General features: G+C 73.1%; 14 protein-coding genes. 6 read left to right on the top strand and 8 right to left on the bottom strand.

Annotated elements, in window-relative coordinates:
* The first annotated feature begins 272 nt into the window (after nt 1-272).
* Nucleotides 273-2,687 carry a LuxR C-terminal-related transcriptional regulator gene (locus AB0I83_RS05300; protein ID WP_363303683.1) on the top strand — a complete coding sequence of 805 codons (2,415 nt, stop codon included), beginning with the start codon at nt 273-275 and terminating at the stop codon, nt 2,685-2,687.
* Between the two features lie 190 nt (nt 2,688-2,877).
* Here the strand turns inward: AB0I83_RS05300 and AB0I83_RS05295 are convergent, their stop codons facing one another.
* Together AB0I83_RS05295 and AB0I83_RS05290 are read right to left on the bottom strand one after the other, a co-directional pair.
* Nucleotides 2,878-3,579 carry a response regulator transcription factor gene (locus tag AB0I83_RS05295; protein WP_363303681.1) on the bottom strand — a complete coding sequence of 234 codons (702 nt, stop codon included), beginning with the start codon at nt 3,577-3,579 and terminating at the stop codon, nt 2,878-2,880.
* 379 nt (nt 3,580-3,958) lie between these two features.
* Nucleotides 3,959-5,206 carry a macrolide family glycosyltransferase gene (locus AB0I83_RS05290; protein ID WP_363303680.1) on the bottom strand — a complete coding sequence of 416 codons (1,248 nt, stop codon included), beginning with the start codon at nt 5,204-5,206 and terminating at the stop codon, nt 3,959-3,961.
* 193 nt (nt 5,207-5,399) lie between these two features.
* Here AB0I83_RS05290 and AB0I83_RS05285 point away from each other — a divergent pair, with 193 nt between their 5' ends.
* Together AB0I83_RS05285 and AB0I83_RS05280 are read left to right on the top strand one after the other, a co-directional pair.
* Nucleotides 5,400-6,044, top strand: coding sequence for a class I SAM-dependent methyltransferase (locus AB0I83_RS05285; protein WP_363303679.1), 645 nt, complete (start codon nt 5,400-5,402; stop codon nt 6,042-6,044).
* A 29-nt stretch (nt 6,045-6,073) separates the two neighbouring features.
* On the top strand, nt 6,074-6,937 hold the full coding sequence (locus AB0I83_RS05280) for a 1,4-dihydroxy-6-naphthoate synthase (protein WP_363303678.1): 864 nt from the start codon (nt 6,074-6,076) through the stop codon (nt 6,935-6,937).
* Nucleotides 6,938-6,983: 46 nt separating this feature from the next.
* On the opposite strand, the gene AB0I83_RS05275 is transcribed toward AB0I83_RS05280, so the two are convergent.
* Entirely contained in the window at nt 6,984-8,312 is a 1,329-nt protein-coding gene (locus AB0I83_RS05275) for a macrolide family glycosyltransferase (RefSeq protein ID WP_363303677.1), read from the bottom strand.
* Nucleotides 8,309-9,334 carry a Gfo/Idh/MocA family oxidoreductase gene (locus AB0I83_RS05270; RefSeq protein WP_363303676.1) on the bottom strand — a complete coding sequence of 342 codons (1,026 nt, stop codon included), beginning with the start codon at nt 9,332-9,334 and terminating at the stop codon, nt 8,309-8,311. Before AB0I83_RS05270 ends, AB0I83_RS05275 begins: the two co-directional genes overlap by 4 nt.
* Before the next feature lie 401 nt (nt 9,335-9,735).
* Here AB0I83_RS05270 and AB0I83_RS05265 point away from each other — a divergent pair, with 401 nt between their 5' ends.
* Nucleotides 9,736-10,956: a nucleotide disphospho-sugar-binding domain-containing protein gene (locus tag AB0I83_RS05265; RefSeq protein ID WP_363303675.1), complete on the top strand. Its 1,221-nt coding sequence runs from the start codon at nt 9,736-9,738 to the stop codon at nt 10,954-10,956.
* Nucleotides 10,957-11,049: 93 nt separating this feature from the next.
* Here the strand turns inward: AB0I83_RS05265 and rfbH are convergent, their stop codons facing one another.
* Together rfbH and AB0I83_RS05255 are read right to left on the bottom strand one after the other, a co-directional pair.
* The gene (gene rfbH, locus AB0I83_RS05260; protein WP_363303674.1) at nt 11,050-12,360 is read right to left on the bottom strand and encodes a lipopolysaccharide biosynthesis protein RfbH; all 1,311 of its coding nucleotides are present in this window, start codon (nt 12,358-12,360) and stop codon (nt 11,050-11,052) included.
* Nucleotides 12,353-13,354, bottom strand: a complete 1,002-nt coding sequence (locus AB0I83_RS05255; RefSeq protein ID WP_363303673.1) for an NAD(P)-dependent oxidoreductase — start codon at nt 13,352-13,354, stop codon at nt 12,353-12,355. The genes rfbH and AB0I83_RS05255 overlap by 8 nt, the downstream gene beginning before the upstream one ends.
* Nucleotides 13,355-13,568: 214 nt before the next feature.
* On the opposite strand from AB0I83_RS05255, the gene AB0I83_RS05250 reads away from it, so the two are divergent.
* Nucleotides 13,569-14,840 carry an activator-dependent family glycosyltransferase gene (locus AB0I83_RS05250; protein WP_356843844.1) on the top strand — a complete coding sequence of 424 codons (1,272 nt, stop codon included), beginning with the start codon at nt 13,569-13,571 and terminating at the stop codon, nt 14,838-14,840.
* Between the two features lie 61 nt (nt 14,841-14,901).
* Here the strand turns inward: AB0I83_RS05250 and AB0I83_RS05245 are convergent, their stop codons facing one another.
* Both AB0I83_RS05245 and AB0I83_RS05240 read right to left on the bottom strand, forming a co-directional pair.
* Nucleotides 14,902-15,552 carry a response regulator transcription factor gene (locus tag AB0I83_RS05245; protein WP_363303672.1) on the bottom strand — a complete coding sequence of 217 codons (651 nt, stop codon included), beginning with the start codon at nt 15,550-15,552 and terminating at the stop codon, nt 14,902-14,904.
* 2 nt (nt 15,553-15,554) lie between these two features.
* A complete protein-coding gene (locus AB0I83_RS05240; protein WP_363303671.1) occupies nt 15,555-16,754 on the bottom strand; it encodes a histidine kinase in 1,200 nt (399 codons plus the stop codon).
* A gap of 179 nt (nt 16,755-16,933) precedes the next feature.
* Between AB0I83_RS05240 and AB0I83_RS05235 the strand changes: the two genes are divergently transcribed.
* The gene (locus AB0I83_RS05235; RefSeq protein ID WP_356536261.1) at nt 16,934-17,446 is read left to right on the top strand and encodes a YceI family protein; all 513 of its coding nucleotides are present in this window, start codon (nt 16,934-16,936) and stop codon (nt 17,444-17,446) included.
* Nucleotides 17,447-17,460 lie beyond the last annotated feature (14 nt).

Here is a 17,460-nt window from a genome sequence, read left to right as displayed (position 1 = left end):
GTCTTCCTTCTCGCGTGAGCCGAAGCGATGCCGTCGATCGTGTCGGGCGGCCACGAGGCGCCGCCGTCAAACGGTCTCTCCATCCTCAACAAGACTCACAGGATTGTCATATCGTAAGCACTGTGAGCTCATATCGATCAGAGCACATGTGCCCAGCGGCACCGTCGGCGCTACGGTCCGCTTCCCCCCTCGGCGCCTTCTTCGATCGCTCACCACGAGCGGGCCGGCCCTCCCGGGCCTCCGTGGGCCCTGGCGGCGCACGCTGCGTCCTCGTGCTCGGATCCGCCGGTCAGGCAGCTCTGGACGGGATCCTGCGGCACATCGGAGAGGTGTGCGGACGGGACGCGAACCAGCGGCGCGTCAGCTGCCGACGCGAGGAGGCCGGTACCGAACACGCCGCCCTGCGACGGCTGCTCCCCTCCCTCGGCGAAGGACCGCCGGGCCCCGAGGAGATGCGGCGGTCCGCACTGGCGCGGGTCGAGGGCCTGCTGGAACAGGGTCCGCTCCTGCTCACCGTCACCGAGGCCCAGTGGTGCGACGAAGGAACCCTGCGGTGCGTCGACCATCTGGTCCGCCGCACGGACGGGCGACCCCTGACCGTCCTGCTGAACGTCCCGGCGGGCGGCCTCGCCGCCGCGGGGGCCTCGTTCCACGAACTGGCCTCGCGGGACTACTGCACGGTCACCGATGTCGCCGATCCGTGGCTCTCCGGCCTCGGGCGGCCGCCGGGCGAGGACCTGGACGAACTCGCCCGGCGTGACCCCGGGCTGCTCCGGGTCGCACAGGCGGCGGCGATGCTCCGCAGCGGCGACGCCGACCTCGTCGGAGCGCTCGCGGGCCTTCCCGCCGGTCCGGCGGGCCGGGCGCTGAGGTCCTCGCGGGTCCTGGGGCTGCTCCCGGAGACGATGCCGGCCGGGGGCTCCTCCGCCCAGCTGGACCGGCTCCTCGACGCCCTGCCCGCCGAGCGGGGGGCCCTGATGCGCGTACAGGCCGCCGAGATCCTCAACGACGCGGCGCGGCCCGCCGTCCAGGTGGCCGACCTGCTGCTGGGGCAGCCCGCGCCGGTCCGTCCCTGGATGGCCACCATCCTCAAGGAGGCCGCTGTCGCCGCCCGGCGGGACCGGCCCGCTTCGGTGGTCTCCTACCTGACCCCCCTCCACGAGACGGATCCGCAGGACGCCACGGTACGGACCGACCTCGCCACCGCGCTCCTGGACATCGACCCGGCGACCGCCCTGCGGCACCTGGACGGCTCGCCCTCCCGGGGCACCGATCCACGGATCCGGGCACGTGCGACCGCGTCGCTCCGGCTGGCCTCGCTCATGACGCACCGCACGCCGGCCACCCCCGACGCCCTCGGCGGCGTACTGCGCGAACTGGAGGCCGCGCACCCGGACGACGTGCCGTACGACCGGACGCGGCCCGCGCCGGTGGGATCCGCGGCCCTGTCCTCAGGGGCGTCCGGGGGTTATCTCGCCCTGACCGTCCGGGCGGTGCGGTCCGCTCTCACCGGGGCGGGGAGCGACTCACAGCCTGCCACGGTCGTCACCGACACCATGGGCGACGCCCGCCAGGTCCTGGCGGCCGAGCCGCCGCGCCCCGCCTGGGAGCGCGTCGCCGCCGCCCGGGTCCTCGGGCTGGCGGACGACACCGCCGCGGCTCTGGACCACCTGGACCGGGCCGTCGCCGACAGCCGCGGGCGGGACGAACCGTGGGCGGAGGGCCATGCCCGCTCGGCCCGTGCCCAGATGCTGCTCGAGTCCGGGCGGGCCTACGAGGCGGCCCAGGAGGCGCTGGCCGCCTCGCGTACGGCGGGGGCGCAGGGAGCCAGGCCGGCGCCGATCACCCTGGCGCTGGCCCTGCTCTCCCGCTGTGAGGTCGACCGGGCCGAGGCCGTGCTCAGGCGGCTCGACGGCCGCGACTTCGAGGACGCCGTCTGGGAGCACCACCACCACCTGGTGGCCCAGGCGCTGCTCGCACGAGGACGCGGGCACACCGAGAGGGCCCTGGAGCTCATGGAGCGGTGCGGAGCGGGTCTGACGGCAGCGGGGATCGGCAACCCGGTGTTCACCGCCTGGTGGATGGGCAGCACGGAACTGCTCATGGAACTGGGACTGACCGGCGCCGCCCACGAACGGGCCGCGCTGGGGCGGCAGCTGGCCGACCGGTGGCCGACGGCCCGCAGCACCGGTCTGAGCCTGCTGGCGGAGGCCGCGGTGGCCGAGCCGCCGGAGCGCGTGGACCTGCTCACCGAGTGCGTACGGCTGCTGGGCGCGTCCTCCGACCGCTTCAGCCACGCCCGGGCCGAACTGCAGCTCGGACGCGCCTACCTGCAGCGGGACGACGACAAGGCGGCACGCGGCCACCTGCGTGCGGCACAGGCCATGGCCATGCGGGGCGGCCTGACGGCGGTGGCCCGGCAGGCCAGGGACGCGCTCGCCGCGGCGGGCGGCCGGCCGGCCCGCGTCGTGCTCACCAGCGCGGAGCGGCCGGTGGCGGAGCTCGCGGCGGCCGGCGCGACGAACCGCGCCATCGCCGACGCCCTGTACCTGACGGTACGCACCGTGGAGTACCACCTGACGAACGTGTACCGGAAGCTCGGCGTCACCGGTCGCTCCGGACTCGCCGCGTACTTCCCGGGCCGGGGCCCGCACCCGCCCGCGCGCCCCCTCGACGAGGGGAACTGACCCCCCTGCGGCGGTCTGCGACCCGCCGGGCCGAGGGACGCACGCCGGCATCCGATTCACGCCAGAACGGCGCAACCGCGCTCCGCGGCACGGCGATCGATTCTCGCCACGCGGCGGAGCCGGGGGCGAGGGCCGGTGCGGCGCGTCCCGGGGGCCGCGTGCCTCCGCCGGAGAGCCGGTGGCCGGCCTCCTAGACGTGCGGCTCCACCCCGGCGCTCACGAGCCCCTCGCGGAGGGCGGTCACCACGGCCTGGGTGCGGTTGGGGCAGTCGAGTTTGGACATCATGACCGCCACCGCGCGCTTGGCGGCGTGTTCGGACACCCCCAGGGCGTGCCCTATCTGCTTGTTGCTCAGGCCCTCGACGAGCAGTTCGATGATCTGCCGCTCGCGCTCGGTCAGCAGACCGGCCCGGGTCCCGGCGGGGTGCGAACCCTCCGGGGCGGGCGTCCCGGCCCCCGTGCGCGCGGTCGGCTGCGGCAGGATCCGCTCCCCTCCGGACAGCCTGCGCAGGGCGTCGTCCAGACCGCGGGTGGTCAGCGCGTTCTGGTCCAGGACCCCGTCACACGGCACCCCCTCGCCGGAGGCCGCTCGCTGCACCTTGGCCCCGGGCAGGATCAGCACCACCCGGATGCCGTTGCGGCGGGCGACCGCCGCCAGTTCGTCCGCCCACGCGTCCTCCTCGGGACCCGGCCCGGTCACGCACCACAGCGCCAGTACGTCGCAGGAGAGGATGAGCAGCTGGATGGCGTCCTCGCGTGCGGAAGCCGTGAACTCCTCGGGCTCGAAGACGGAGTACTGCCGGACGTGGGAGGCGTCCTCGAGCATCCGGGCCAGCCCGCTCCGGGCCACCTCGCTCCTCGCCACGACCGCAACTCTGACCGACGCGTTCATACGTGCTCCCCCGTTCAGACCGCGCGTTCGACCGCCCGTCACGATTCAGCCACATGCAGACGCATCGCACTCATGGCGATTATCGCTCGACAACGAGTCTTCGCCACCCTTCATCAACTTCTGCCAACATCCAGCCACCACACACCTCTTGTGACGCGCGTAGAATCTCATGCGGGGCAGGAAAAGAATGTGAACATGGCGTAAAGACGTTCCCGGCACCCTTGGAAACCCGGACGAAGCGGTCCAGTACCTACCGCTGCTCCCGACCTGTCCGGCGTCCACCCCGACACCCGGTCCGGCCCCGTCGGTCCAGGACCCGTGCGGCGCGTGGGCCCAGCAGCGCTGTCCGGGCCCACGGGACGGGCATCAGCGCCCCGGATCAGGCCGGGTTCGCGGTGTCCGCCCGGCTCGCGGCACCCGCTCCGTTCGCGGCCACCTTCTCGACGTAGTCCGCGGCGAGCTCGGGGCCGCCGGCCGAACGCAGCGCGGCGCTGAGCGCGCCGACGCGCTCGCGTGTGCGCCGGTCCCCGGCGACCCGGTCCACCGCCTCGCGCAGGCCCCGGCCCGTGGCCAGGTCCGGCGGCAGGTGCACGCCGAGGCCGAGTTCCTCCAGCCGGGCCGCCACGAGCCGCTGTTCGGGCATGTGCGGCACGGCGACCACGGGCGTACCGAAGTACATGGCCTCCATCACGCTGTTCATGCCCGCGTGCGACACGAACACGTCGGCGTGGTGGAGCACGGTCAGCTGGGGCACCCAGCGCAGCAGCTGGATGTTGTCCGGGATCATCGGGAAGGCGTCGCCGTCCGCCCAGGCCCCGGCGGCGACGACCACGTGCCACTCGGTGTCGGCGAAGGTCTCGACACAGGTGCGGACGAAGTCCTTCTGGTGGTCGAAGCTGAAGCTGCCCATGGAGACCAGCAGCAGCGGACGGCCGTCGCCCGGCGGGTGCCAGGGCAGCTCGTCGGCCCGGTCACCGATGGACGCGCCGACGAAGGCGAACCGCTCGTCGAAGGTGTCCTCGGCGGGCTGGAACTCGCGCGGCAGGAAGACGAGGTTGGCGTCGTCGGCGGGAGCGTTGAACTCCTCCAGCGTCACGTCGTGCAGCCCGTGGTCACGCAGCAGCTGGGCCTGCTTCACGAAGAAGTCGACGAGCGCGGGATGCTCCCGGTCGATCTCGCCCTCGTACAGGGCACCGATCTGCTGGGTGAGCGAGTAGTGCTCGTTGGAGGCGAACGTCGCGAAGAGCTCGATCGCGGGGCGCCCCCACTTGCGGGCCAGCACCCGCCCGGCGGCGAAGGTGCTGACGTCGTAGAGCAGCACGTCCGGCAGGTCGTCGGCGAAGCCCTCCTCGTAGACCGGGACGGTGGCGATGGCCTCGTCGATCGAGCGGACCGGCTCCCGCACCATGTAGTCGGCGTCCACGGTCTCCGGCAGTTTGCGCGAGGCCAGCCAGGACTCGTACTCCAGCACCTCGGCGCCCGCCGCGGCGGCCAGTGGCGCGAAGCGGGCATTGGTCGCGAAGGTCACCCGGTGCCCTCGGCGCACCAGCTCCGCCACCACGGGCAGCGCCGTGTTGATGTGTCCGAACGCGGGAAACGGCATGAACGCCACGTGATACGCCGACATGCACGGCAGCATGCCAGCGGGCTGCCCGACCGCCCGGAACGGAGCTCGAACACTGGGTGATTCACCAGTCGATTCCGGCGGCCCGGCGCGCAGTTCGGAAGAACACCTGGTCTCTCGCGCCGGTTGTGGTTGCGCGCACGGTCCGCGTGCTCCCGTGGGGCCGACAACCGGCCCTGACCGAGAGCGAGATGCCGTGAGCAACCCAGCAGGTCGCACCGACGCGCAGGAGCAACTCCAGCACAACCCCGGCCTGGATGTGTTCTCACGGGGGTGGCCGGACCAGGCCCCCGACACCGTCTGCGGCTGGGGTTCCAGCGAGCCGCACACCCAGCTCGTACGCAAGGGGCTCACGACGATCCTCGACACGTACGGGGTGAGGACGCTGAACGACGCCGGTTGCGGCGATCTGGCGTGGATGAGCACGCTGGACCTCGACGCGATCGACTACGTCGGCTACGACGTCCACGAGCGGGCGACCTGGCCCGAACTACGCGGGCGCGGCTACCGGCTGGAGGTCGTCGACATCACGTCGGACGAACTGCGGCCGGCCGACATGCTGATCTGCCGCGACGTCTTCATCCACCTGCCCAACGACATGATCCTGCCAGCCCTGGAGCGGTTCCGCCGCGCCTGCCGACTGCTGCTCACCACCAGCTACACGAGCGATCCGACGACGGAGCGCGGCGAGTTCTCCAACCTCCAGCGGATCGGCGAACCGAGCCTTCGCCACGCGAAGCTGGACCTGTCGCTGGCGCCGTTCGGCCTGGGAGAGCCGCTGGAACGCATCCCGGAGGACTCACCGAACAAGTACCTCGGACTCTGGGACCTCTCCCGCTGAGCGCCCTCCCACCGAATCCAGGAGCCGCCATGGCAAGCCCTGTGAGCCTCGCCCACTCCCCGTGCCCCAACGACACCTTCGTCTTCCACGCGTGGACGGCCGGGCTGCTGCCCGGGAGGCCCGTGCCCGCGGTCACCATCGCCGACATCGACGTCACCAACAAGGCTGCCGTGCGCGGCGGTTCGGACGTGCTGAAGATCTCGTACGCCGCACTCCCCTACGTCCTGGACCGCTACGAGCTGCTGCCGGCCGGCGGCGCCCTCGGCCATGGCTGCGGGCCGCTGCTCCTCACCCGGCTGCCCTGCGCGCCCGAGGCCCTGGAGGGGCGGGTCGTCGCCATCCCCACGGAGCTGTCGACCGCGTACCTCCTCTTCCGGCTGTGGGCCGAGCGGGCGCTGCCGGGCGTGAAGGTGCGTACCACGGTGCTGCCCTTCGACCGGATCATGCCCGCGGTCCGGGACGGCGAGGTGGACGCGGGACTCGTGATCCACGAGGCCCGCTTCACGTTCCACGAGTACGGGCTGCACCGGCTCGTCGACCTCGGCGAGGCCTGGGAGGAGCGGACCGGTATGCCCATCCCGCTCGGTGCCATCGTCGCCCGGCGCTCTCTGGGCGCCGGGGCCGTCTCGGAGGTCACCGCCGCAGTCCGCGAGTCCGTCCGGCACGCGTGGGCCGACCCCGCGGCCTCCCGCGACCATGTGCGGTCGCACGCACAGGAGATGGCGCCCGATGTGCAGCGGCGGCACATCGATCTGTACGTCAACCGGTACACCGAGGACCTCGGTCCGCAGGGTTACGTCGCCGTCCGCACGCTCCTGGACGAGGCGGCGGGGGCCGGCATCGCCCCCGCGGTCCCCGCGGAGGCGCTGGAACCGTCGGGCTCCGCGGGTTGAACGCAGCGGCTGTCCCGGGGTGTGTCCCGGGACAGCCGCCCGCGCGCTACGCGGGCTCGGGCACCTGGCCCGCCCCGCCGGCAGGGACGTCCTCCGGCCCCGCGACACCGGTGGGCCGGGCGGCGGCTTCGGCGGCTTCGGCCATGACGGCCTCAAGCCGGTCGGCGACCGCTCCGGCGCCGGGTGCCGCCCGTACGCGGACGCTCAGCTCGGCCACCCGGCGCCGGACCCCGGCGTCGGCGGCCACCGCTTCGACTGCGGCCGACAGGGTGCGGCCGTCGAGTTCGTCGGGGCGGACCGACAGGCCGAGCCCGAGGTCGGCGACCTGCTGGGCGATGGCCCACTGGTCCTGCTGCTGCGGCACGACCACGACCGGGACCCCTTGGTGGAAGGCCTCCATGAGGCTGCCGGTGCCTCCCTGGCAGACGAACGCGTCGGCGTGTTCGAGGACGGCCAGGTGCGGAACCCACGCGTGCGCCTCGACGTTGGGCGGCAGCGGTCCCAGGGACGCCGGGTCGACGCCGCCGCCGAGTGTCATCACGACGTGCCACGGGGTGCCGGCGAAGGCCTCCGCGCACTGCCGGAAGAATCCGGGGCGGCGGTTGGCCGAGGTGCCGAGCGACACCAGCAGCAGGGGCGGCGACCCCGGCGGGGGCGACCAGGCTCCGGCGAAGTCCGCCGCGCGCAGACAGGGACCGGCGAACAGGTAGTCGTCGCCGAAGGTCTCGCCCCTGATCTGGAACTCCCGTACGACGAAGGAGATGCTGGCCGCGGCCTCGTCGCCCCCGGGCGGCCCGGCCGCGAACAGGTCGGCGACACCTGCCGCCGTGACGCGGGCGGTCAGCTCCTCGCCCAGGTCGCGCAGTCGTACGTCCGCCAGGTCCACCGGGGCGCGTGCGGGGTCGTGCTCGGTGCCGTTCTGCGGCACGTGCTCGTTGCTGCCGAATCCGGCGTAGGTACGCACGGTGGGCACTCCGTGGAGCCTGCTCACCGCCGTCGCCGTCTCGGAGGCGAGCACGTCGTGCACGACCAGGTGGGGCGGATCGCCGGCGACGGCCGCCAGGGTCGTCTCCAGCGGGGCGAAGCTCTCCCGCAGGAAGGCGAGCAGCATCGTGGTGGCGGTCTCGGCGGGGTCGATCGACGCGGGGAACACCGAGGTGTAGGTCACCACCCGGGCGCCGGTGCCCGTGGCCTGCTCCGCGAACCTGTCCGCCACGACGTAGGTGACGCGGTGGCCGCGGCGTACGAGCTCCTCGACCATGCCGAAGGTCGCCTTGACGTGCCCGTACCCGGGAAAGCCCAGCCACAGCACGTGTCTTCGCGACGGTTCGGCGTCAGCGCCGGCGGAGGCCACAGGAGGTACCCGTGTGGTCATCGGCCCTCCTCGGCGGCGTGGCCGCGGTCCGGGGCCGGGGGCCGGGTGGCGGCGTCGCGTGTCACGACCGACTCCAGCAGCGCGGCCTGGCGGACCGCGTCGTCGGTGTGCGACTCACGGGCCGCCGGATCGGCGCATGCCGAGGCGAAGGCCGTCACGGCACCGAGGAACTGGTCGGCGGCGGGCAGCACCCGCTCCTCGCGGTGGTCGGCCCGGAGCAGCCGTAGCACGGGGCGGGCGTCCGGGGGTGGGGTGAAGGCCCGGTCGAGTTCGATGCGGCCTTCGCTGCCCCAGACCGCGTACGTGTTGCGGTAGGCGTGGTCCAGGCCGAAGTCGCACTGGGCGGTGACACCGGCGGCGTCGGCGAGCAGCGCCGATCCGGCCATGTCGACCCCCAGGTCGGCGTCGAACCGCAGCCGGGAGCCGATGACTTGGACGTCGGCGCCGAGGAAGAGCTGCGCGGCGCGGACCGGATAGCAGCCGGTCTCCCGCAGGGCCCCGCCGGCCAGTCCGCGGCTGTAGCGGATGAGCCCGTCGTCGCCCCGCGGGATCCCGAAGGACGCGCTGAAGAGCTGGGGTGTGCCGATGGCGCCCTCGGCGACGAGGTCGGCGACCGTGCGGTGCTGCGTGTGGTGGAGGAAGGCGAAGTTCTCCATGAACGCGAGTCCGCGCTCCCGTGCCGTGCGGGCCAGTTTCAGGGCGGCGGCTCCGTCCGCGGAGAGCGACTTCTCCACGAGTACGTGCTTGCCCGCCCGCAGCGCGGCCTCGGCCCATTCCTCGTGCAGGGCGTTCGGCAGGGGGATGTAGACGGCCTGGACGTCCTCGCGGGCGAGGAGGCGCTCGTAGCCCGTCACGGCATCGCAGTCGAACCGCTCCGCGAAGGTGCGGGCCTTCTCGGGAGTGCGGCTCGCCACGGCCACCAGGCGCAGTCCCTGGCAGCGGCCCACGGCGGGGAGGGTGCGCCGCCAGGCGATGTCGGCGGCACCCAGGACGGCGATGCCCAGCGGTTCGGCGTCAGTCACGGCCGGCTCCGGGGGACGGTCTCGCCGCGCGGGCGGTCTCGTGCGTGCGTGGCCTTGGCTGCATGGGGTCCCCCAGCGTGGATCCGTGGGCCGGCCGCGACGGTCCGGCCCGAGGCGAATCCCATATGTCTCACAGGGAGGTGACCGCTGCGACGCGGCTGCCGGGAGTCTGCGAATTCCCCCAGTGTGCGGCCCGGGGAAGCCGGGGGCGCGCTCGCGGCCGGGGGGATGCGGCAGGATCGCCGTACGATCCGCTCCCGGCCCGTGGCCACCCGTCGGGGTGCCGGGCTGCCGTGCCGCCCGAAGCGCTGCCCGGTCGCCGTGATGCCGTGATGCCGTGATGCCGTGATGCCGTGATGCCGTGATGCCGGCAACGATCCAGCCGTCGACAGGGGTGCCCCGTGCGTGTGCTGTTCTCCGTGTCCTCCTGGCCGACGCACTACGCCTCGATGGTTCCGCTGGGCTGGGCGCTGCGCGCGAGCGGGCACGAGGTCGCGGTGCTGTGCGCGCCCTCGCAGACGGACGCGGTGATCCGCGCCGGGCTGCGGCCGGTGCCCGTACTGGACGGCATGGAGGTGGCCGTGCGGAACCGGATGTCCTATGTGCGGGAGGCACTGCGGGGCGAGTGGCCGTACCCGTGGCTGCCGCTGCACCCGCTCACCGGCGCCGTGATGACCTCGCTCGACGACTTCGACCTGGCGGAGTACCGGCGGACCACCGAGCGGGAGTTCGCGCGGCGGTCCGCCGAGGGGCACGACAGGGCGGTGGGCTTCGCCCGGCGCTGGCGGCCGGACCTCGTCGTCCACGACCCGGTGAGCACTGAGGGTCCGCTCGCCGCCCGGGTGCTGGATGTGCCGGCCGCCCTCGCGCTGTGGGGTCCGGTCGGTACGCACGAGCCCGACGGCCCGGACATCCTCCCCGAGGATCCGGGCCGGTCGTTCGAGCGGTACGGGCAAGCCCCGTTCTCCGCCGACTCCGTCGACCACGTGGTCGACCCCTGCCCCGGATCGCTGGAACCACCGGTGAGGGCGAGCCGTCTGCCGGTGCGGTTCGTCCCGTACAACGGGGGCGGTACGGCACCGGAGTGGCTCGACGCACCGGGGCCGCGGCCGCGGATCGCGGTGACGTGGTCGACGGCCCTCACCGCCATGTCTGGCCCGCGCTCCTACGTGCTGCCGGTGATCGTGTCGGCTCTCGCCGGTCTGGACGCCGAGGTGGTGCTGACCGCTACGCGGGAGGACGTCCTGGCTCTGGGTACGGTGCCGCCGTCGGTGCGGGTACTGGAGCGCTGCCCGCTGGAGGCGCTGCTCGCCCACAGCGATCTGGTCGTGCACCACGGTGGCGCGGGCAGCGCGATGACCGCCCTCGCCGCGGGGGTGACGCAGCTGGGCCTCACCTTCGCCTCCGAGCAGGCCCGGGTCGCCGGGCGGGTGTGCGAGGCCGGCGCGGGCCTGCATCTGCCGGGACACCTGGCCACGCGGGAGGCGATCCGCTCGGCGGCCGAGGACCTGCTGTCGGGGAAGGCCCGTCGTGTGGCGGCCTGGAGCATCCGCGAGGAGAACCTGCGCCGGCCCACCCCGGCCCGCCTGGTGGACCGGCTGCTGCGACTGGCCCGGGGCTGAGCCGCCGCGCTGTCCCACGGCCCGTCCACGGGCCGGGAACGGACCGTTCAGGGGCCGTTCCGGAGCCGCCGTCGCGGCTCCGGAACCCGCCGGTCAGCGGTGCTTGGCGACGAACTCCTTGATGGAGGCGACCATGTAGTCCGTCATCTCGGCCGTCACGCCCGGGTACACCCCGAGCCAGAACGTGCGCTCGGTGACGACGTCGCTGTTGGTCAGGTCTCCACTGACCCGGTGCTCGACGTCGCGGTAGGCGGGGTGGCGCAGGAGGTTGCCCGCGAACAGCAGGCGCGTGCCGATGCGGCGGGCCGTGAGGAAGTCGACGAGCTCGGGCCGCCGGAAGGGCGCGTCGTCGGTCAGGGTGATGACGAAGCCGAACCAGCTCGGGTCGCTTCCCGGTGTGGCTTCGGGCAGGAGCAGACCGGGGACTCCTTCGAGGCCTTCGCGCAGCCGAAGCCAGTTGCGCTTGCGGGCGGCCACGAAGTCGGTGAGCTTGGTGAGCTGGCTCAGCCCGAGTGCCGCCTGGATGTCGGTGGCCTTCAGGTTGTAACCGACGTGCGAGAAGATGTACTTGTGGTCGTAGCCGAGCGGCAGGTCACCCATCTGGTAGTCGAACCGCTTGAGGCACTTGTTGTCCTCGCCGGGCTCGCACCAGCAGTCGCGCCCCCAGTCCCGCATCGACTCGGTGATCCGCGCCAGCTCCAGGGTGTTGGACAGTACGCAGCCGCCCTCGCCCATGGTCAGGTGGTGGGCCGGATAGAAGCTGACCGTCGAGTAGTCGCCGAACGTGCCGGTGTTGCGGCCCTGGTAGGTCGACAGGACGGCGTCGCAGTTGTCCTCGACGAGGAACAGGTCGTTGTCCGTGGCGAGTTGGGCGATCTCGGCGGCGGGGAAGGGGTTGCCGAGTGTGTGGGCCATCATGATGGCCTTGGTACGTGGCCCGATCGCCTTCTCGACCCGCTCGACGGTGGTGTTGTACGTGGCGAGGTCGACGTCGACGAACACCGGCACCAGACCGCACTGGATGATCGGGTTGACGGTGGTGGGGAAGCCCGCCGCGACGGTGATGACCTCGTCGCCCGGGCGCAGCCGGCGCTCCTCCAGTTCCGGCACCGTGAGCGACGCGAGCGCCAGCAGGTTCGCGGACGAACCCGAGTTCGTCAGATGTGCCTTGCGCACACCGATCGTCTTCGCGAACAGCCGCTCGAAGCGCAGCGCGGCGGCGCCGGAGGCTATCCGCATCTGGAGCGCCTGCTCCACGAGCGCGGCCCGGTCGTCCTCGTCGAGGACCGCGCCCGACGGCAGGATCGGGGTGACCCCGGGGACGAACTCCTGCTCGGACGCCTCCAGGTCCCGGTGAAGTTTCCGGGTCTGTTCGAGAATGGACCGCACGTCCGTGTCAGCCATGAATGCTCTCTCCGTCCACTGCGACAGTCGATGGTGATGCTGTGGTTGGGCCCCCGACGCTGTCCCACAGGCCCCGCAGCGCCTCCGTGAGGGTGCGGGCCGGGACCCAGCCGAGCTCTCTGCGTGCCAGGCCGATGTCCAGGGGCTGTTCGCCGATGCCCGCGTCGCGGCGTTCCGACGGCTCGGGGCCGCGCGCGGCCGTGCTGACGGCCGGCCCCGCCCCGGCGACCCGGAACAGCGTGTCCACCGCGTCGACCAGGCGGACACCGGTCCCGGAGCCGATGTTGACCACGGGTGGGACCCGGTGGGCGCGGGCGGCGTCGAGTACGGCGGCCGCCACGTCGCGGACGTCGACGATGTCCCGTACGCCGCTGATCGGGGGCAGCCGCACCTCGTCGGGCCGGCCGGCGAGGTCGCGTGCGATGCCGCCGAGCAGGCTGTGCCTGGAGGCGTGGGGTCCGACCGCGAGGCCGATGCGCAGCACAACCGCGTCGATCCGGCCGGCGTCGACGGCGTCGGTGATGATCCGTGTGCCGGCGAGCTTGCTCCGGGCGTATCCGCTGACCGGGCGGCCCGGCAGCGTCTCGGCCAGTTCCCGCCGGCCGGGGTGGGGTCCGTACTCGTAGGCCGATCCGATGTGCACCAGCCGCACCCGGCCCGGCAGCGCGGACACGGCGCCGACCAGCCGCTCGACGAACGTCACGTTGGCCTCGGCGAGTTCGGTCTCGTCGACGCCCCACAGGGCGCCCACGGTGTTCACCACCACGCCGGGCCGCAGGTCCGCGAGTTCGGCCCGGATCACGTCCGGATCGGTGTGCAGAACGTCGAGGAGGACGGTTCGGCAACCGGCCGGCAGGGCCGGTTCCGGGGTGCCGCGCACCACCGCGGTCACCTGCCGGCCGGCGTCGCTCAGCGCGGTGCACACGGCGCGGCCGACGAAGCCGCCGCCGAACACGACGGCGGTCGGGCTGACCGCGGATCCAACCGGTTCCATCGGCGACTCCCTGGGTCGGGCCGAAAGGGCGAGGCCCCGTCCGGGCGCCCCTCGCCGCCACTATCCACACGCTGCGGGGATGCGCACAGCGACGGCCGGGACATGCGCGCAAACTCTGGGTGTTTCCCCCGAGACCCGGGTGCCCGCCCCCGGTGGGTGGGGGCCCGGACGAACCTGGAACGGCACCGGACCACTCGCCACCCAGGAGCCCACCGTGCGTGTGCTGTTCACGACCATCCCGGAGAAGTCCCACCTGTTCTGCCTGACACCGCTCGCGTGGGCGATGCGCGCCGCGGGTCACGAGGTGCGGGTCGCCAGTTGCGCGGAGCTGGTCGACGTCATAGCCGCCACGGGCATGACTGCGGTGGCGACCGGCAGGAACGACGGCATCAGCGAGGCGATGACCGCCAACCGCCAGTCGCAGGAGGAGTGGGAGGCGGCCAGCTGGAACGAGCTGGACCCGGCGAAGCTGACCTACGAGGGCGAGCTGGAGCGGATCCAGCTCGCCGCGTACGGCAGCGCCATGTACAACGAGCCGATGCTCGACGACCTGGTGGAGTTCGCCCGCTCGTGGCAGCCCGACCTGGTGGTCTGGGACCCCCTGACCTATGCCGGGCCGATCGCCGCAGGGGCCGTCGGGGCCGCGCACGCCAGGTCGCTGTGCTTCGCCGACGTATGGGTGATGAAGCGTCAGCTGTTCCGGAAGCTGGCCGCGGACGTGGCCGTCGAGCAGCGCAGGGACCCGCTCGCCGACTGGCTGGGGGCCCGCGCCGAGGAGCTCGGGGGGACCTTCACGGAGGAGTTCGCGACGGGGCAGCTCACCATCGACCCGCTGCCCGACAGCCTCGCCATCGCGACCGACGCGCGGCGCACGCCCATGCGGTTCGTGCCGTACAACGGCCCCGCGGTGGTGCCCGACTGGCTGCGGGCGCCGCCCGAGCGGACCAGGATCTGTATGAGCCTGGGCGCCTCCAACACCGAGCGCTACGGCGGGGACTACGTCTCCAAGGGCTCCATCCTGGAGGCGCTGGCGGAGCTCGACGCGGAGGTGGTCGCCGCGCTGCTGCCGGCCCAGACCGCCGAGCTCGGCCCGCTGCCCGACAACGTCCGCGTGGTGGAGTCGGTGCCCCTGCACGCACTGCTGCCGAGCTGCTCCCTGCTGATCCACCACGGCGGCTTCGGCTCCTACGCGAACGCCCTGGTGTACGGCGTCCCGCAGCTCACGGTCACCACACCGGTGGCCGACCAGCTCTACCGGGGTGCCGGTCTGGAGGAGCAGCGGGCGGGTCTGCTGCTGCCGCACGACCTGGCTACCCCGGACGCGGTGTTCGACCGGGTCTCCACGATCCTCGGGGACGCGGACTTCCGGCAGCAGGCGGGCCGGCTGCGCGACGAGGCGGTGGCCCGCCCGGCGCCGGCCGAGGTGGTGCCCGTACTTGAGGAGCTGGTCGAGGAGCGGCGTACGGCACCGTGGCGGACCGCCTGAACGCGCGGAGCCGGCCGCACCGCGAGGCCACGCCCGCCGGGGCCCGCGCCTTCCGTCCGGGTCAGGACCCCACGATGCCCGCGTCGTGGGCGAGGAGGCCGGCCTGGGTGCGGTTGACGCACCCCAGTTTCTCCAGGGTCCGTGACACGTAGCCCTTGATCGTGGCTTCGGAGAGGTGGAGTCCGGCCGCGATCTGCGCGTTCGCCAGGCCTTCGCCGAGACCGGCCAGGACCTGCGCCTCACGTTCGGTCAGGGAGGCGACCAGCTCACGCGCGCGGTCGCGTGCCGACAGGGTGTCCGTCGACGCGGCGATGAGCCGGCGGGCGGCGGAGGGCGAGAGGACGGTGTGGCCCTGGGCGGCGGTGCGCACCAGGCCGATGAGTTCCTCCGGCGGGGTCGACTTGACGAGGAAGCCGGTCGCGCCGGCCCGCAGGGCCCGCAGCACGTACTGGTCGGCGTCGAAGGTGGTCAGCACCACGATGTTCGGCGGGTCCGGCAGGGCGTTGATACGCTCGATGGCCGTCAGCCCGTCGGTGCCGGGCATACGCAGATCCATCAGGACGACGTCGGGCCGGCTCCGCACGACGGCCTCGACTCCGGCAGCTCCGTCGTGTGCCTCGTCGACGACCTCGATGTCCTCGGCCGAGCCGAGGATGGTGCGCAGGAACACGCAGACCATGGGCTCGTCGTCGACCACCACCACGCGGGCCATGCTCACACCATCGATTCGGAGGTCGGGACGTAGGCGGGGAGCGTCGCCTCGACGCTGAACCCGCCGTCGGGGCAGGGGCCGGCACGCAGGGTGCCGTGGACGAGTTCGATGCGCTGCCGCAGATGGGCGATGCCCAGCCCGGAGCCGGTGGCCGCGAGGGCGCCGGGCCGTCCGGCGGGCGGGGTGTTGCGGACGGTGAGCCGCACCTGTGCCTCGCCGTACTCCACGCGGACGGTCACCCGGGTGGCCGGGGCGTGCTTGTGTACGTTGGTGAGCGCCTCGCGCAGGACCCGGTAGGCGGTGCGGCCCACCACGGGTGAGGCGAGGGCAGGGTCACCGTCCTCGATCAGTTCGGCCGGCACCCCCACGGCGACCGACTCGGCGATCAGTCCGGCGAACCCGGTGACGGTCGGCGTCCGGTCGTCGCCGTGTTCGGGCGCGGTGCGCAGGATGCCGACCAGGTCCCGTAGTTCGTCGAGCGCCTGGCAGCCCGCGGCGCGCAGCTCCTCCGCCGCCTGCCGGGTCGTCTCGTCCTCGGCGGTCACGCGCAGGGCGCCGGCCTGGAGGACCATGAGGCTGACGCGGTGGGTGACCACGTCGTGCATCTCGCCGGCGAGCCGGGCGCGTTCCTCGGCTCTGGCCTGCTCGGCCAGCAGGTGGCGTTCCCGCTCGGCGCGCTCGGCACGCTCGATGAGGGCGTACACCACGCGGCGGCGGGCGTCGAAGTACAGGGCCAGCAGCGGCCCGACGGCGGTGCGCAGCAGTCCGATCGTCATGATCGTGACCGATGGGTCCCAGGGGCGCATGACGACGAGGGTGAAGGCGGCGAGCGCCAGGAACGCCGTGCGGCGGTTCTGCTGGTAGAAGAGCGGGCCGTAGGCGGCCAGGACGGTCGAGTAGGGCGCCCAGACGTTGCCGTCGTTGGCGGGGGTCAGCGCTCCGGCGGGTGAGACGAGCAGGGTGACGGCGAGCGTGAAGGCACCGAGTACGGCGACGACGGCGAGCGGCGCGACCCGGCGCACGGCGAGCGAGGCGCAGGCCAGGGCCTGTACGCCGAGCATGGTCCAGGCCAGGGTGTCCGGGTGCTCCGGCCACCAGCTGGCGCCGACGAGGGTCGCTCCGGTGTCCAGCAGCACGGCGGCGGCCGCGATGGCCGCGTCCAGGGCGACCGGGTGCCGGCGGTGCCACGGTCCGTCAGTCATGGCGCTTACCGTAGGGCATGCGGGTGACCGTACGCCCGGCACCGTGATCGTCCGCGACCTCTGCCATGGTCCGACCCTACGAAAGTCGTACGCCGCCCCCGACGGCCCACCGTTCGTCGTACGGGGTACCGCCCGCCCGCCCCTTTCGCGGCGGGGCCCCGGAGGCGTGGAATGGGGGCATGGATGCGACAGGAAACACCACCAGGACGACTCCCAGGCTCGGCCGCTGGACGATCGACACGAGCCGTTCGTCGATCACGTTCCGCAGCAGACACCTCTTCGGGCTGATGCCGGTGCGTGGCACGTTCGCGATCCGCGGGGGCACGGTCGACGTGGCCGAGCCGCTCGCCGAGTCGAGTCTGCGCGTCGAGGTCGACGCGGCGAGCATGGACACGGGCAACGACCACCGGGACGGTGACGTGCGGTCGGCGAAGTTCCTGGACACCGAGCGGTACCCGCTGTTCACCTTCGTCTCCGACCGGGTGGACACCACCGCCGTCTCCGGGACGCTCACCGCGTGCGGCGTGGACCGGCCGGCGACGCTGGAGGTGGTGGAGTCGACCGTGGCGGCCGAGGAGTTCACCGTCCGCGCGACGACCCGCGTCGACCGCACCGAGTTCGGTGTGACAGCCGCCCGCGGGATGGCCGGACGGTACCTCGACCTGACGCTGGAGGTCACATGCGTGCGCTGACGCAGCCTCCGGGC

This window comes from Streptomyces sp. NPDC049970, assembly GCF_040660235.1.
Classification (GTDB): domain Bacteria; phylum Actinomycetota; class Actinomycetes; order Streptomycetales; family Streptomycetaceae; genus Streptomyces.
This window is presented reverse-complemented; position numbering and strand designations above follow the sequence as displayed.

Excerpts from the sequence above, each read along its gene's own strand:
- AB0I83_RS05255 (WP_363303673.1), bottom strand. The coding sequence starts at position 13,354 with ATGGAACCGGTTGGATCCGCGGTCAGCCCGACCGCCGTCGTGTTCGGC.
- rfbH (WP_363303674.1), bottom strand. The coding sequence starts at position 12,360 with ATGGCTGACACGGACGTGCGGTCCATTCTCGAACAGACCCGGAAACTT.
- AB0I83_RS05245 (WP_363303672.1), bottom strand. The coding sequence starts at position 15,552 with ATGGCCCGCGTGGTGGTGGTCGACGACGAGCCCATGGTCTGCGTGTTC.
- AB0I83_RS05295 (WP_363303681.1), bottom strand. The coding sequence starts at position 3,579 with ATGAACGCGTCGGTCAGAGTTGCGGTCGTGGCGAGGAGCGAGGTGGCC.
- AB0I83_RS05290 (WP_363303680.1), bottom strand. The coding sequence starts at position 5,206 with ATGTCGGCGTATCACGTGGCGTTCATGCCGTTTCCCGCGTTCGGACAC.
- AB0I83_RS05280 (WP_363303678.1), top strand. The coding sequence starts at position 6,074 with ATGGCAAGCCCTGTGAGCCTCGCCCACTCCCCGTGCCCCAACGACACC.
- AB0I83_RS05235 (WP_356536261.1), top strand. The coding sequence starts at position 16,934 with ATGGATGCGACAGGAAACACCACCAGGACGACTCCCAGGCTCGGCCGC.
- AB0I83_RS05240 (WP_363303671.1), bottom strand. The coding sequence starts at position 16,754 with ATGACTGACGGACCGTGGCACCGCCGGCACCCGGTCGCCCTGGACGCG.
- AB0I83_RS05275 (WP_363303677.1), bottom strand. The coding sequence starts at position 8,312 with ATGACCACACGGGTACCTCCTGTGGCCTCCGCCGGCGCTGACGCCGAA.